This is a genomic window from Ammonicoccus luteus (genome assembly GCF_050880385.1).
Lineage (GTDB): Bacteria > Actinomycetota > Actinomycetes > Propionibacteriales > Propionibacteriaceae > Enemella.
Map to the genome: position 1 here is coordinate 430,924 of NZ_JBNZCI010000002.1, position 13,206 is coordinate 444,129.

The 13,206-nt window shown below is 69.2% G+C and carries 11 protein-coding genes, 1 tRNA gene and 1 other RNA gene; 6 read left to right on the top strand and 7 right to left on the bottom strand.

Going from position 1 to position 13,206, the window contains the following annotated elements; genetic code table 11:
- The first annotated feature begins 95 nt into the window (after positions 1-95).
- The gene (locus ACQ260_RS07350) at positions 96-1,298 is read left to right on the top strand and encodes a hypothetical protein (RefSeq protein WP_432558767.1); all 1,203 of its coding nucleotides are present in this window, start codon (positions 96-98) and stop codon (positions 1,296-1,298) included.
- Positions 1,299-1,301: 3 nt separating this feature from the next.
- Here ACQ260_RS07350 and recR read toward each other — a convergent pair whose 3' ends face one another.
- From recR to ACQ260_RS07365, 3 genes are all read right to left on the bottom strand, one after another.
- Positions 1,302-1,901 (bottom strand): recombination mediator RecR, encoded by a 600-nt coding sequence (gene recR / locus ACQ260_RS07355; RefSeq protein WP_432558768.1) that lies wholly within the window; start codon positions 1,899-1,901, stop codon positions 1,302-1,304.
- Between the two features lie 16 nt (positions 1,902-1,917).
- A complete protein-coding gene (locus ACQ260_RS07360) occupies positions 1,918-2,235 on the bottom strand; it encodes a YbaB/EbfC family nucleoid-associated protein (protein WP_432558769.1) in 318 nt (105 codons plus the stop codon).
- Positions 2,236-2,864: 629 nt separating this feature from the next.
- A complete protein-coding gene (locus tag ACQ260_RS07365; RefSeq protein ID WP_432558857.1) occupies positions 2,865-5,264 on the bottom strand; it encodes a DNA polymerase III subunit gamma and tau in 2,400 nt (799 codons plus the stop codon).
- Between the two features lie 242 nt (positions 5,265-5,506).
- Between ACQ260_RS07365 and ACQ260_RS07370 the strand changes: the two genes are divergently transcribed.
- The gene (locus ACQ260_RS07370; RefSeq protein WP_432558770.1) at positions 5,507-6,685 is read left to right on the top strand and encodes a hypothetical protein; all 1,179 of its coding nucleotides are present in this window, start codon (positions 5,507-5,509) and stop codon (positions 6,683-6,685) included.
- Positions 6,682-7,296, top strand: a complete 615-nt coding sequence (locus tag ACQ260_RS07375; RefSeq protein ID WP_432558771.1) for a protein-L-isoaspartate O-methyltransferase family protein — start codon at positions 6,682-6,684, stop codon at positions 7,294-7,296. Before ACQ260_RS07370 ends, ACQ260_RS07375 begins: the two co-directional genes overlap by 4 nt.
- Positions 7,297-7,315: 19 nt before the next feature.
- Here the strand turns inward: ACQ260_RS07375 and ACQ260_RS07380 are convergent, their stop codons facing one another.
- Complete coding sequence (locus tag ACQ260_RS07380) at positions 7,316-8,050, bottom strand: DUF1345 domain-containing protein (protein WP_432558772.1); 735 nt, start codon at positions 8,048-8,050, stop codon at positions 7,316-7,318.
- Between the two features lie 43 nt (positions 8,051-8,093).
- Positions 8,094-8,189, bottom strand: an RNA gene (gene ffs / locus ACQ260_RS07385) — signal recognition particle sRNA small type.
- An 87-nt stretch (positions 8,190-8,276) separates the two neighbouring features.
- On the opposite strand from ffs, the gene ACQ260_RS07390 reads away from it, so the two are divergent.
- Positions 8,277-8,364: transfer RNA gene (locus ACQ260_RS07390), tRNA-Ser, on the top strand.
- An 83-nt stretch (positions 8,365-8,447) separates the two neighbouring features.
- Here the strand turns inward: ACQ260_RS07390 and ACQ260_RS07395 are convergent.
- Both ACQ260_RS07395 and ACQ260_RS07400 read right to left on the bottom strand, forming a co-directional pair.
- Complete coding sequence (locus ACQ260_RS07395) at positions 8,448-9,215, bottom strand: alpha/beta fold hydrolase (RefSeq protein ID WP_432558773.1); 768 nt, start codon at positions 9,213-9,215, stop codon at positions 8,448-8,450.
- Positions 9,216-9,285: 70 nt separating this feature from the next.
- A complete protein-coding gene (locus tag ACQ260_RS07400) occupies positions 9,286-10,467 on the bottom strand; it encodes an amidase (protein ID WP_432558774.1) in 1,182 nt (393 codons plus the stop codon).
- Between the two features lie 85 nt (positions 10,468-10,552).
- Between ACQ260_RS07400 and ACQ260_RS07405 the strand changes: the two genes are divergently transcribed.
- Both ACQ260_RS07405 and ACQ260_RS07410 read left to right on the top strand, forming a co-directional pair.
- Positions 10,553-11,566, top strand: coding sequence for a pirin family protein (locus ACQ260_RS07405; RefSeq protein WP_432558775.1), 1,014 nt, complete (start codon positions 10,553-10,555; stop codon positions 11,564-11,566).
- A 143-nt stretch (positions 11,567-11,709) separates the two neighbouring features.
- Positions 11,710-13,149: a GntP family permease gene (locus ACQ260_RS07410; RefSeq protein WP_432558776.1), complete on the top strand. Its 1,440-nt coding sequence runs from the start codon at positions 11,710-11,712 to the stop codon at positions 13,147-13,149.
- The last annotated feature ends 57 nt before the right edge of the window (positions 13,150-13,206 follow it).

Sequence of the window (13,206 nt, forward strand, 5' to 3'; positions counted from 1 at the left end):
AGGAATGATAGCCGATGGGGAACGGCAATCCGACCCGCTGACCGTGGCTCGAATGGACGCCGGAAGCCACGTGCGCGGCTGCGACCATGCGGCCCATGGAACCCGGGACAATTGCGCTGATCCTCATCCTGGCCCTGGTGATCGCCGGCGGATGTGCTTGGTTCAGCCTCCGCGGTCGGTGGATCAAGGAGTTCACCGACCGGGGCTGGTCCTTCCAGGACGGGGTCGACATCTCTGCGGCGTACGGTCTCAACTCACCCCCTTTCGGGCTCGGGAATACCCGGGTGGTCAAGGACATGGTCACGGGAGAAATCGATGGGGTCGGGTTCCGCGTGCTCAACTATCACGCGGGACGGTTCGGGGGCCGGGTCGCGGTGTTCCGGCTCCCGCGCGCCTATCCGGCGCTGCAGGTGGCGGATGCGGCAGAGTTGGCAGCGGGCTCCGGGGTCGGTACGCCCGGGATTGTGGGCCGCGGGATGAGCGGCGACCTCCGGTTCGGCGCGGCGTTCGCCCCCATCGTGGATCCCGTGCTCGATGCGCACCCGACCCTTCCCCCGGACGCGGTGCTCACCGTCGACGGTGAGCACCTCACGATCACGCGTCTCCCCGACCGCGCCGAGGACATGGAGCCCGTCCTGCGCACGGGGGCCGCGGTCGTCCGTGCGATCGACCGCCGCGCGGATCGGCTGGCCCGGTTCCCCGTGCCGATGGTCCCGCGCGAGCTGAGCGTCCACCGGCACCCCGAATGGACGTTCCGGGAGCGGGACGATGCGCTGCTCCACCGCGTCCGGCACACCACCGACGGCTTCGACCATCAGGCGCGGCGCGTGATCTTCCGCATCGACGGGCCGCTGCCGTTCGTCGCCCTCAGCCACCACTGGAAGACGCGGCACACGCGCACCAACTCGAAGGGCGAGACCCGCACGGTGATCCTTTCCCATAACGAGGATCTGTTCGAGATCACCGCTCCCGCGGGGTTCCTGGACCTGTCGATCAATGCGTGGTCGATGCGCGGCGTGATCCGGTTCGAGGGCATCCGGTTCAACCAGGACTTCAAGGTGCGCAGTCCCCACCCGAAGTTCGCCCACGACGTCATCCATCCCCGGATGATGGAATTCCTGGAGGCGAGGCGCCCACCCGCGTTCTCGATCGAAGGGGGTCGGATCCGGCCCGTGGTCGCACACGGAGTCCGCAACGTCGCGAACACGTTGGAGTTCTTCGAGCAGTTCTTCGCCCGGGTCCCGTCGTTCGTCTGGAAGGACCTCGGGCACCCGGTGTCGCCCTTCACCCGCCGCTGACTGTCACGCCTCCACGTAGCGCCGACCCTCGAACGCGCGACCGAGCGTGACCTCGTCGGCGTACTCCAAATCCCCGCCCACCGGCAACCCGCTCGCCAACCGCGCGACCTTGACCCCCATCGGGAGAAGCAGACGGGAGAGATAGGTGGCGGTCGCCTCGCCCTCGAGGTTCGGGTCGGTCGCGAGGATCACCTCGGTGACGGAGCCGTCGGCGAGGCGCTGGCAGAGCTCGCGCACGTGGAGGTCTCCCGGGCCGACGCCGTCGATCGGGCTGATCGCGCCGCCGAGCACGTGATAGGTGCCGCGGAACTCACGCGTACGCTCGATCGCGACCACGTCCTTGGGTTCCTCGACCACGCAAATGGTCGTCGGATCGCGACGCGGGTCGCGGCACACCCGGCAGCGGGCCTCCTCCGCGATGTTGAAGCACACCTCGCAGAACTTCACGGTCTGCTTCACCCGTTGGAGTGCGTCGATGAGCCGCTGCACCTCGCCGGCTTCGGTGGACAGGATGTGGAACGCGATGCGCTGGGCGCTCTTCGGACCGATGCCCGGGAGCTGACCCAGCTCGTCGATCAGATCCTGGACTGGACCTTCGTACACGTCTTCTGGACTCGAACTAGAAGCCCAGACCCAGACCCTGGGTCATGCCGCCGAGCTTCGCCTCGGTCATCGCGTTGGCCTTGTGCTGCGCGTCGCGGACGGCCGCGACGATCAGATCGGCGAGGGACTCCGTGTCCTCGGGGTCGCACGCCTCGGGCTTGATGGTCACGGTCTTGAGCTCACCGGTGCCGGACAGCGTCGCGGTGACGAGGTCACCGCCCGCGGATCCGGTGAACTCCGAGTTCGCCAGTTCTTCTTGGGCCTGCTGCATCTGCGCCTGCATCTGCTGCGCCTGCTGCAGCAGCATGTTCATGTCCATGCCTTCGGGAATCATTCGGGCTCCTTGGGTTCGGTGGAAGTGGGGGGTACGCCGAGCAGTCGAGCTCCCAGCCTAATGGACCGGACCAATGTGCCTGCTGGGCTGGGCCGGCTGCCTTGTCGGGCTGGGCCGCCTGCCTTGTTGGGCTGGCCGGACCACGTGTTTCCGGCGCGCGGGGCCGGGGAATGCGCTCGGGCGGGCTGGCAGCGTCTCAGTCCCTGGGATGTACCACCAGAAGGGGTGCGACGTCGCCATGCGGGTTGTCACCCGATGCATGGGTACATCTCAGGGAACAAACAGCCCAACGGCCCGCGCGAGGCCGGGAATGCGCTCGGGCGGGCTCGCAGCGTCTCAGTCCCTGGGATGTACCACCAGAAGGGGTGCGAGGTCGCCATGCGTGTTGGCACCCGATGCACGGGTACATCTCAGGGAGCAAACAGCTCAACGGCCCGCGCGAGGCCGGGGAATGCGCTCGGGCTAGCATCCACGTTCTTGTTGCGGGTGGGGGCCGCAACACGCGACGGCGCGGCCCAAGGAACTCCGGGTACGCCTACCCCAGCCGCGTCCACATGGCGCCAGCCGGCCAACTACGCCGACACCAGTCGTTCAGCGGGTGCGCAGGCACCCTGCTCAGCCGGTTCCGGTCAGGCTTCGCCCTCGCCCTCCTCGGCGATCTGCTCGGCGCCGAGATGCTTGGTCAGCAGCACGTGTGGGTCGGCATCTGCCTCACCCTCATCGATGTCGTCATAGGGGTCGTACGGCGGCTCGTCCTCCGGTGGCGGCTCGTCGGGAGTGTGCCCGCGGGTCGGCATGATCCGATCCCGCGCGAGCGCCGCGGCCGAACGCTCCGCCACCGTCGGATTGGCCAAGGGTGGGCTGCCGGGCGACGGGCGCTCGGCGGCACTCGGCGGCGAGGCCGGACCGCCGGGCACACCGCGCGGCGGCGGCGCTTGCGCTATCGGTGGGGCGGCACTCGGTGCCGGACGCTCCGCCGCTATCTCCTCCGGGGCCGTCGCCGGCCCCTCCCCCACCGGAGGTCCGGTGTCGGGGGCAGCTGCGGGTCTGGGTGGAGCGGGCCTGGGCTCGGGGCCGGTGGACGGAGGCGACGGCGGAGCCTGGGCGGATGCAGTCCCACCCGACGGCGGAACCTGGCCGGATGCAGCCCCACCCGACGGCGGGACCTGGCCTGCGGGACGGTTCGCCGGCGGCTGGGCGCCGTCGACCATCGTCTGGATGCGCAGATCCACCCGCAGGACCTCGACGATCGCGTCACGCAGGACGTCCTCGTTGCCGCCCTTGGCGAAGTTGTCGCGAGCGCCCTCGTTCTTCATGGCGAGCACGAGGACACCGTCGTGGACGTCGGCCACCTGGGAATTCTGGGAGATCAGGATCCAGCTGTAGCGGCGGCGCTTCTTCACCTCCTCGAGCACATCCGGCCACATGCGGCGCACATCGGCAACCTTGAGCCCGCCACTCGCAGCGGGGGCGTCTCCACGACCCGGGGAGGGTGCGCCCCTGCCGGGGCCACCGGATCCGGCCGCCGTCTGCGGAGGGGGGCTCTGCGGAGGCGGCGCGCTGGGTGGGGGCGTCTGGGAGTACGCCGCCAGCGGCGGGGCGAGACCCGGTGCGGGCGCAACCGCTGCGGGCGCAACCGCTGCGGGCGCAAACGCAGCGGGTGGTGCCGACGCTGTCGGCGATTCCGGCGCGGACATCTCCGGCGCCGTCGGCCTCCCGGGCTGGCCGGAGGCTGCAGTGTTCGCTTGCGGCGCTGCCCGGTCATCCCCCGGCGGGGCGGCCGGCAGCCCGGCAAGACGGCGTTCGAGCCGGTCGAGTCGCGCATGGAAGCCACGCTCGTCCACATCCGCCCCGGGCAACAGCACCCGGGCACACATGAGCTCGAGATGCAGTCGGGGCGCGGTGGTGCCCCGCATCTCGGTCAGACCGGTCGCAATCACCTCTGCCGCCCTGGTCAGCTCACCACGCCCGAGCGCGCCCGCCTGAGTCATCAGGCGCTCGGCCTGGTCACCGGCGACGTCCACCAGCCCGGACGCCATGGCGTCGGGGACCGCCGCGACAATCACCAGATCCCGCAGGCGGCGCAGCAGGTCCTCCCCGAATCGCCGCGGATCCTGGCCGACCTCCATCACCTTGTCGATGCAGGCGAACACCCCCGCCGCGTCCCCCGCCGCGAAGGCATCGACGATCTCATCGAGCAGCGACTCCGGCGTATATCCCAGCAAAGCCGCCGCCTGCGCGTACGACACCCCTGCCTCGGCCGCACCCCCGAGCAACTGGTCGAGGACGGACAGCGAGTCGCGGACCGAGCCGGCGCCGGCCCGCACGACGAGCGGCAGGACCGTCGACTCGACCGCGATGCCCTCCGCCTCGCACAGCGCCGCCAGGTATCCCTGCAGCGTCTTCGGCGGCACCAGCCGGAACGGATAGTGATGGGTGCGCGAGCGGATGGTGCCGATCACCTTGTCCGGTTCCGTGGTCGCGAACACGAACTTCACGTGCGGCGGCGGTTCCTCGACGAGCTTGAGCAAGGCGTTGAAGCCCTGCGTGGTGACCATGTGGGCCTCGTCGATGATGTAGATCTTGTAGCGACTGTGCACCGGCGCGAAGAACGCCCGCTCCCGCAGATCGCGCGCATCGTCCACGCCGCCGTGCGAGGCCGCGTCGATCTCGATTACATCGATCGATCCCGGGCCACCGCGGGCGAGATCCTGACAGGACTGGCACTCCCCGCACGGCGTCGGCGTCGGCCCCTGCTCACAGTTGAGACAGCGCGCGAGGATCCGGGCCGACGTGGTCTTGCCGCAGCCGCGGGGGCCGGAGAACAGATACGCATGATTGACCCGATTGTTCGTCAGCGCCCGCTGCAACGGGTCGGTCACGTGCTCCTGCCCGATCACCTCGGCGAACGTGTCCGGGCGATAACGGCGATAGAGCGCCAGTGGGGCGGTCGGCAGATCGGGACGAGGCCCTCGCTCCGGGGCGGGCGGAGGGCCGGGGGACGCGTCGGCAGGCTCATCGTCGCCCAGCAGGGACTCCCCCTCCTGGTCGAAGGGCTCGAAGCCATAGCCCTCGACGTCCCCATCGGCGCCGTCGCCGAGCGCCACGTGCGTGTCTTCTGCGTCCACGATCTCGACCCTAATAGGTGCCACTGACAACGTCGCCCTGACCGTGAAGTCTGTGGACAACGGCCCTGTCGATACGGTGGAGCTCCATCGTCCACCCAGCGGGAGCGTTCCTGCGGTCCTGCCGCCACCCCGGGGCCTCATCAATGCATGCAATAGCCGCCCAGATCAGCCATCTCACCAAAGGGATCCGTACGCTCCCCCGCCAGGGGCACCGGGTCCTCGACCTGCTGGCCCACACCCCTGCCGGTGACCTCGATGACGTGCTGTCGATCGTGGACGTGCCGCGCGTGATCGCCGGCGTGCGCAACAGCCCTGGGGGGCGCCATCGCGCCGTGGACCTGCTCCTGCGCGAACGCCTCGGGGAACTCTCCGATGATTCGCTGGCCCGGACCATCTCCGCGTTCCACCGCGGATGCACGTCCCGCTATGCGCAGGAAGCGATCGTGGAGGTCATGACCGCGCGCACGGGCAGCGGGTTCAACGAACTCAAATACCGGCTCAACTCAACCGGCGACCTGCACGACCTCGAGCATCTGGTGTTCGAGGACCTCGATGAAGACCTGAGCGACCGGCTCCTGGAGCACATCGCCGACCAGGCCGACGACGGCAGCGGCGCGGACACACGGATCCTGTGCGACATCGACGACACCGTGAAGTGCATGCTCCACGACCGCCGCTATCCGCGGGGCACCATCTATCCCGGTGCGATCGCACTTCTGAAGGCGCTCGATCACGGCGCCGCCGAAGAGGCCGATCGCGCGGGCGACCTGACGTTCGTGACGGCGCGGCCGAGCGGGCCGCGCGGCCTGATCGAGGGCTATACGCGAGGACGGCTCTCGGGGCTCGGCCTGCCGCCCCACACGGTCATGGGTGGCTCCTTCCTCAACATCCACACCAAACCGGCCATCGCCGAGCGCAAGATCCAGAACATGGAACGGGACCGGCTGCTGTTCCCCGAGACGCGGATGGTCTTCATCGGCGACAGCGGCCAGGCGGACGGCCAAGTCGGCGCCGAGATGCATGCCCGCGACCCGAAGGTCATCGTCGGGACGTTCCTGCACAACGTCACCGGCCTCGACGACACAGCGAAGCAGGAGTGGGCGGCGAAAGGCGTACACGTCTTCGACACCTATGCCGGCGCCGCCGCCCACGCTCTCCGGCTCGGGTTGATCCGGGCGGAGCAGGCGCGCGCGGTGGCCGCGGACGTACGCCTCGGCCTCGACGTCCTGCACATGTCGACCGAGCAACGCCGCGGGCTCCATCAGCTGCTTGCCGCGGACACTGCGCTGATCGAGGCCGCATCGACGACCACCTCGGCTTGACCCTCCAGCAGGATCGGGCCATGGCCAACAAACGTCGAGTGACCGAGGCGATGGCCGCCTCGCCCCGGGTGCGCCATCTGACCCCCGATCATCGCGCCTTCGCCGACGACGACCTGCCGCTGCCGCTGTTCAGCGGCCAGACGAACTCGCAGCCGTCCACGGTCGAGACGATGCTGCAGCTGCTCGACGTGCCCGACGGCGCCCGCGTCCTCGATGTCGGTGCCGGATCAGGCTGGACGACCGCGATCCTCGCCCATCTCGTGGGCCCGAGCGGGAGCGTGCTCGGCGTCGAGCGCGTGCCGGAACTCGCGGAGTGGGGGGCGGCGAACCTGGCCGCATCGGGTCGCGACTGGGCCCGGATCGAACCCGCCCGACCGGGGATCCTCGGCGCGCCCGAGCACGCGCCGTTCGACCGCATCCTGGTCTCCGCGATGGCCACCGAACTCCCGCCCCAACTGGTCGAACAGCTCGCTCCGGGTGGGGTGATGGTGATCCCCGTCGATGGGCGGATGGTGCGGGTCATCCGCAGTGAGCGCGACGACCCGGATGAGATCGAGCTGCGGGTGCGTCGCTATGGCCGCTATCGATTCGTGCCGCTGGTCACCGACTAGGACAGGCGCGCGCGACGCGTCAGGTGTTGACCGTCAACGCAAGGGACACGATGACCGCAATGATCACCGTGTTGAACACGAACGCCAGCAGCGCGTGCGCGGTCATCACACGGCGCAGGTCCCGCCCGGCACCGACGAGGTCGGGCGGCCCGAAGGTGGTCTGCAGCGACGTGGCCAAATAGACATAGTCGGAGAAGGCCCGTTCGTCATCATCCGGGAAGACGACCCGGGCGCTCAGGTTCCCCGGATGATGATCCAGTCGGGCATAGTGCACCGCGTACACCATCAGCACGTCCAACCACGACGTCACCACCAGCACGGCACCGAGGATCAGCAGCACGGGCGTCCTCCGCAGCTCACCGAAGACGAGGAGCCCGAGAACTCCGATCAGCGCGAGCCCTGCCATCTGGGCAGCAAAGGAGATCGCGCCGGAATAGCCGCTCGAGAACCAGGTCGCCGCCCGCGAGGAGCGGCGCAGCTTTCGAACGTCGCGGACGAAGGCGGTCGCCAGCTGCCGACCGCGCAGGTTGCGGCAGGCCAGCCAGGTCAGCAGCGCGTGGAAGCCGGTGAGCAGGGACCACGTCAGCAGCGTCGAGACCCACCCGATCTGCCACGGCGTGAACGGGCCGGGGAGCCAGATGCTCAGGATGACTGCGGCGACAACTACGGAGCCCCCCGTGGCCGCCCAAGCCCGGCCGTCCTCCGTCCGCTGCCATGAGCGCCAGCGGACCGGGAGTCGCTTGAGGATTCGCATGGGGGTCATTGTGCCGATCGGCAGGCCACCGCCCGCGGAGACAAAAAGGGGTTCCCCGCGCACCCGTCAGAGCTCACTTACCCTTGCTGCCTTCCGGCCCTGGGGGGTTGGGCGAGATAACGCCGCGCGGAGAACCTCCGGTGAGCATACCCACCTCCCGGGCCGCCGCCCAAACCCGGCGTGAACTGTTTGGCGTTTACCCACCGTTGTTGTTAAGGTCATCGGCGGAGGATTCGCCTAGTGGCCTATGGCGCTCGCTTGGAAAGCGGGTTGGGTGCAAGCCCTCGGGGGTTCGAATCCCCCATCCTCCGCCAGCCGCGATTCCCGCTCCGATCAGGGCGGGATTTCGCCTTTTCCGGCCCCCCCGCCGAACTGCCGAACGGACCCCGGGGCGTTGTCAGGGCGGGTCCGCAGCGTACGCGAACGCCTGCACTCGCTCAGCGAACCGGTCGGGGTTCGCCAGGTGGACCATATGACCCAGACCGGGCCAGGTTTCGACGCGCGCTCGCGGGACCTGCGCCATGAGGTGGTCCTTGTCGGCCTCCCCCACCGCGTTCCCGGTCAGCCACAGATAGGGCACCGTGACGCGAGCAAGCAGTCCGTCGATCTCGGCCTGGACGTCGGCAGGGCTGTCGTTCAGCGGTCGGCTCCAGTGGTCGAGGACGAGCTGTTGGTCGATGCGCTGTGTCCCGAGCACTCGCTGCCGTTCGGATTCGGGCAACTGCCCAACCCCGATGCTGGCGACGAACGGCGCAAAGGCGGCGGCGAAGTCCGGCCCCCGAAGCGCGGGCGCCAACTGCTGCACGAGGCCCATGAAGGGCCCCACGAGCAAGGATTGATCGACGTTGACCACGCCGGCGGCGTCATGGGCGGCCGCATAGAACGTCGCATGGAGGGCCCCGAACGAGTGGCCCACGACCACGGGCCGAACCACGTCGTGGGCGACCACGGTCGCGTGGATCCGGTCCACCACTTCCAGCGCATCGGCCCCGGATCCCCCGGACCCACCGTGACCGGGCAGGTCGACCGCCAAGCAACGGAATCGATCGGCCAGCCGGGCCAAGATCGGGTCCCAGGTTTCCTTCGCGAAAGTGAGTCCGTGCACGAAAAGGATGGCGGGCAGGTCACCTCCGCTATCGAGGGCTGCAAGAGGCTCAACCGTCATGGCACAGTCCGATCGACGACGCCGGCACCGACACCCAAAACGCTACACTCCGCGGGCCGCCACCGGGAGGTCAGGCGCCCGCGAACACCTGCTCCAACCACGCCGCCCAGCCGAGCAGGCTTGCGTCCTGCCAGCGCGGCGCAGTGAATTGCATGCCGAGCGGCAGGCCCTCCCGCGCCGGACGCAACGGGATCGTGACCGCGGGCACGCGAGCGGCACTCCACGGCTGGCAGAAGTCCGAGCCGCCGGTGTGGGTCAGCCCCAGCGGAGGCAGGCCGAGGGACGCCGGGCTCAGCACGACGTCCACAGCGCGCAGGGCGTCATCGAACAGCGGCCGGAGCTGTTCCAGCTCGGCCACCGCCGCGGCATAATCAGCCGGCTCCAGCCGCAATCCGCGCTCGATCAGCCCGGCAGTCTGCGCGCGGCAGTGCGCCACCTCGGCAGCGAGCGAGCGGGCCCCCTCATAGGCGTTGATCAGCGCATGCAGCTCCCGCAACCGGTCGAGCCCCACCGGCAGCTCAAGCGCAATGAATTCACCGCCGGCGGCGCTGATCAGCTCGTTCGCACGGCTCAGCGCCCCGACCATCTCCGGTTCGCAGCGGGTGAGCTCGTGTTCCGGGAGCACGCCGACCCGTGGCGGTCCTTCCGGAACGGTGAGCGCGGGCAGGCCGGCGATGATCTCGGCCAGGCGCGCGACGAGCGGGACGTTCTTGGCCAGCACTCCGACGGTGTCGAAGCTCGGCGCCAGTTGCATGACCCCCGAGGTCGGCACCAGGCCGAAGGTCGGCTTGAATCCCACCACCCCGCAGTACGCGGCCGGACGGATGATCGAACCACCGGTCTGGGTGCCGAGCGCACAGTCGACCAGCCCGGCCGCCACCGCCGCGGCCGACCCGGAGGACGAGCCCCCCGGCGTACGGCCCGGATCGAGCGGATTGATCGTCGCCGGCGCATCGCGATAGGCGAACTCGGCGGTCGTTGTCTTGCCCACGATCCGGATTCCCGCGGCCCGCAGCATCGCGACCACCGCCGCATCGCGTCCGGTCCCGCGTCCCCGATAGTGCTCCGACCCGAGCGCTGTGGGCATGTCGGCGGTCTCGATCACGTCCTTGATGCCGGCGGTCAGTCCGGCCTCGCCCGCAGCGGCTGGGGCGGCTGCGGCGGCTGGGGCGGCTGCGGCGGCCGCAGGAAGGTGGACGAAAGCGCGAATCCCTGCGTCACGGGCGAGCGGATCCGGCGGGGGCGTGGTCATGGACCGCAGTCAACCACGGTGGACTAAAGTCGTCGTCCGCGCTGTTGCATGAGGCGTCAACTACCGAAATCGTGAGGAGCACGCCATGTCCGCGATCCTGCAGCAATTCCCGCTCGGCCCCCAGTGGCCCGGTGCGGATCCGTTCCTGTTCATCGCCCATCACCTCGATCGCTACCCGGTCGCCAACCCGGACATGACGCCCAAGGCCGACCTTGTCGGTCGCGAGATCGGGCAGGACTTTGCCGGCCGCGACGGGTGGAACATGTATCACGGCGCCACCGTCCCCGGCTTCCCCGCCCATCCTCACCGCGGGTTCGAGACCGTGACGGTCGTCGAGGAGGGCCTGGTCGACCATGCGGACTCCGAGGGCGCGGAGGCGCGCTATGGCCGCGGCGACACCCAGTGGCTGACCGCCGGCAACGGGGTCGCCCACTCCGAGATGTTCCCCCTGGTCAACACCGATGCGCCGAACACGCTCCACCTGTTCCAGATCTGGCTGAATCTCGCGCCCGAGGACAAGACCGCGCCCGCGCACTTCACGATGCTGTGGGCCGACGAGACCCCGGTCGTCGAGCAGGTCGACGAGTCGGGCCGGACGACGAAGGTGAAGGTGGTGGCCGGGGAGTTCGAGGGGAGTACGCCGCCGTCCCCGCCGCCAGCTTCCTGGGCCGCGCGACCGGAGAACCACGTGGCGATCTGGCACGCCGAGCTCGACGCCGGTGCGACGCTGACACTGCCTGCGGGGGACGCCTCCGCGATCCGCACGCTCTACGTCTACGAGGGTTCCCTCGACGTCGACGGTCAGGGGATCACCGACTCAGGTGTCGTGATCGACCCGACGCAATCCCTGCCGGTGACCGCCGGCCAGGCAGGCCGGGTGCGGTTCCTGCTGCTGCAGGGACGCCCGATCGGTGCGCCGGTGGTCCAGCACGGCCCGTTCGTCGGCAACACCCGCGACGATGTCATCGCCGCGTTCACCGACTATCAGAACGGAGTGTTCGGGCGCTGGATCCACCCGCAGCCCGACCCGGTCCTGCCGCGCGACCACGGTCGGTTCGCCCGCTATCCCGATGGAACCGTCCGCACGCCCCAGAGCTGAGGCGGACCGCGCCCGGCACCCAGCCGGGCGCGGATTTTGCGGATTTTCGATGAACCGCTCCCGCGTCGGCGCCTTGTGACAGGATCACTCTCGCGCAACCTGCGCGCGATCCACCCCACCCGCGACGACTCAAAGGAGAGCACGTGCTGGGTCTAATCGGCATCATCCTGTCCCTCGCCCTGCTGATCTTCTTCGCCTATCGGGGCATCAACGTTCTGATCCTCGCGCCGATCATGGCGCTGGTGGCGACACTGTTCGCGGCGGGGCCGCTGCTGGCCACCTACACCCAGGTGTTCATGCCGGCGCTCGGCAAATACATCGTCACCTATTTCCCGCTGTTCCTCCTGGGCGCCATCTTCGGCAAGCTCATGGACGACTCGGGCGCTGCGCGGCGGATCGCCTATTCGATCGTCGACCGCATCGGCTCGAAGCAGGCGATCCTCGCGATCGTGCTCGCCTGCGGCATCCTCACCTATGGTGGCGTCTCCCTGTTCGTCGTGGCCTTCGCGGTCTTCCCGATCGCCGCGGCACTGTTCCGTGAAGCCAAGGTGCCGAAGCGGTTCATCCCCGGTGCCATCGCGCTGGGCTCGTTCACGTTCACCATGACCGCGCTGCCCGGCACCCCCGCGATCCAGAACGCGATCCCCAACCCCTTCTTCGGCACCAACGCGTTCGCCGCGCCCGTCCTCGGCATCATCGGCGGCCTGATCATGTTCGGCGGCGGCATGGCGTGGTTGACCATGCGGTCCCGCAAGGCCATGGCCGGCGGTGAGGGCTATTCCGATGGACCCCTGATGCAGCCGGGCAAGGGCGGCACCCCCATCCAGGGCGCCGACGGCGGGCCCAAGCCCGACCACGAGATCGTCACTGACCGGTCCAACATGCCGCCGGTGGTGTTGGCGTACCTCCCGATCGTCCTCGTCATCGCCATCAACTTCGTCCTCGTGCGCCTGGTGTTCCCGCGGCTGGACTTCGCCTATCTGGCGGAGGACGCCTACGGCAACACCGACATCGCCACCGTCGGTGGCATCTGGGCGATCATCGTGGCACTCGTGGTCGCGATCATCGTGCTGATCCTGACGTGCTGGAAGTTCTTGGAGTCGAAGGTCAAGTCCCTCAACGCAGGCACCATGGGCTCCCTGCTGCCGATCTTCAACACGGCGTCCGAGGTCGGCTACGGCGGCGTGATCGCCTCACTGCCGGCGTTCCGCATCGTGCGCGACGCCGTGCTCGCGATCTCCCCGAACCCGCTGGTCAACCTCGCCGTCGCGGTCAACGTCCTCGCCGGCATCACCGGCTCCGCATCCGGCGGCATGAGCATCGCCCTGCAGACCCTCGGCGAGCAGTTCCGCACGATCGCCGAACAGCAGAACATCAGCCTCGAGGTCATGCACCGCGTGACCGCGATGGCCTCCGGCGGCTTCGACTCGCTTCCCCACAACGGCGCGGTGATCACGCTGCTCGCCATCTGCGGGCTGACCCACCGCCAGTCCTACAAGGACGTCGGCATCGTCTCGCTGGCGATCCCGGTCCTCGCGACGATCGTCGTGATCATCCTGGGCACCCTGTTCGGCGGGTTCTGAGCCCCTCGAACGCGACGCGCCCCTCTCCCGGCCAGGGAGGAGGGGCGCGTTCTTCTG

Coding starts and splice junctions, on each gene's coding strand:
- ACQ260_RS07350 (WP_432558767.1), top strand. CDS start 96: ATGGAACCCGGGACAATTGCGCTGATCCTCATCCTGGCCCTGGTGATC.
- ACQ260_RS07360 (WP_432558769.1), bottom strand. CDS start 2,235: ATGATTCCCGAAGGCATGGACATGAACATGCTGCTGCAGCAGGCGCAG.
- ACQ260_RS07370 (WP_432558770.1), top strand. CDS start 5,507: ATGCATGCAATAGCCGCCCAGATCAGCCATCTCACCAAAGGGATCCGT.
- ACQ260_RS07380 (WP_432558772.1), bottom strand. CDS start 8,050: ATGCGAATCCTCAAGCGACTCCCGGTCCGCTGGCGCTCATGGCAGCGG.
- ACQ260_RS07395 (WP_432558773.1), bottom strand. CDS start 9,215: ATGACGGTTGAGCCTCTTGCAGCCCTCGATAGCGGAGGTGACCTGCCC.
- ACQ260_RS07400 (WP_432558774.1), bottom strand. CDS start 10,467: ATGACCACGCCCCCGCCGGATCCGCTCGCCCGTGACGCAGGGATTCGC.
- ACQ260_RS07405 (WP_432558775.1), top strand. CDS start 10,553: ATGTCCGCGATCCTGCAGCAATTCCCGCTCGGCCCCCAGTGGCCCGGT.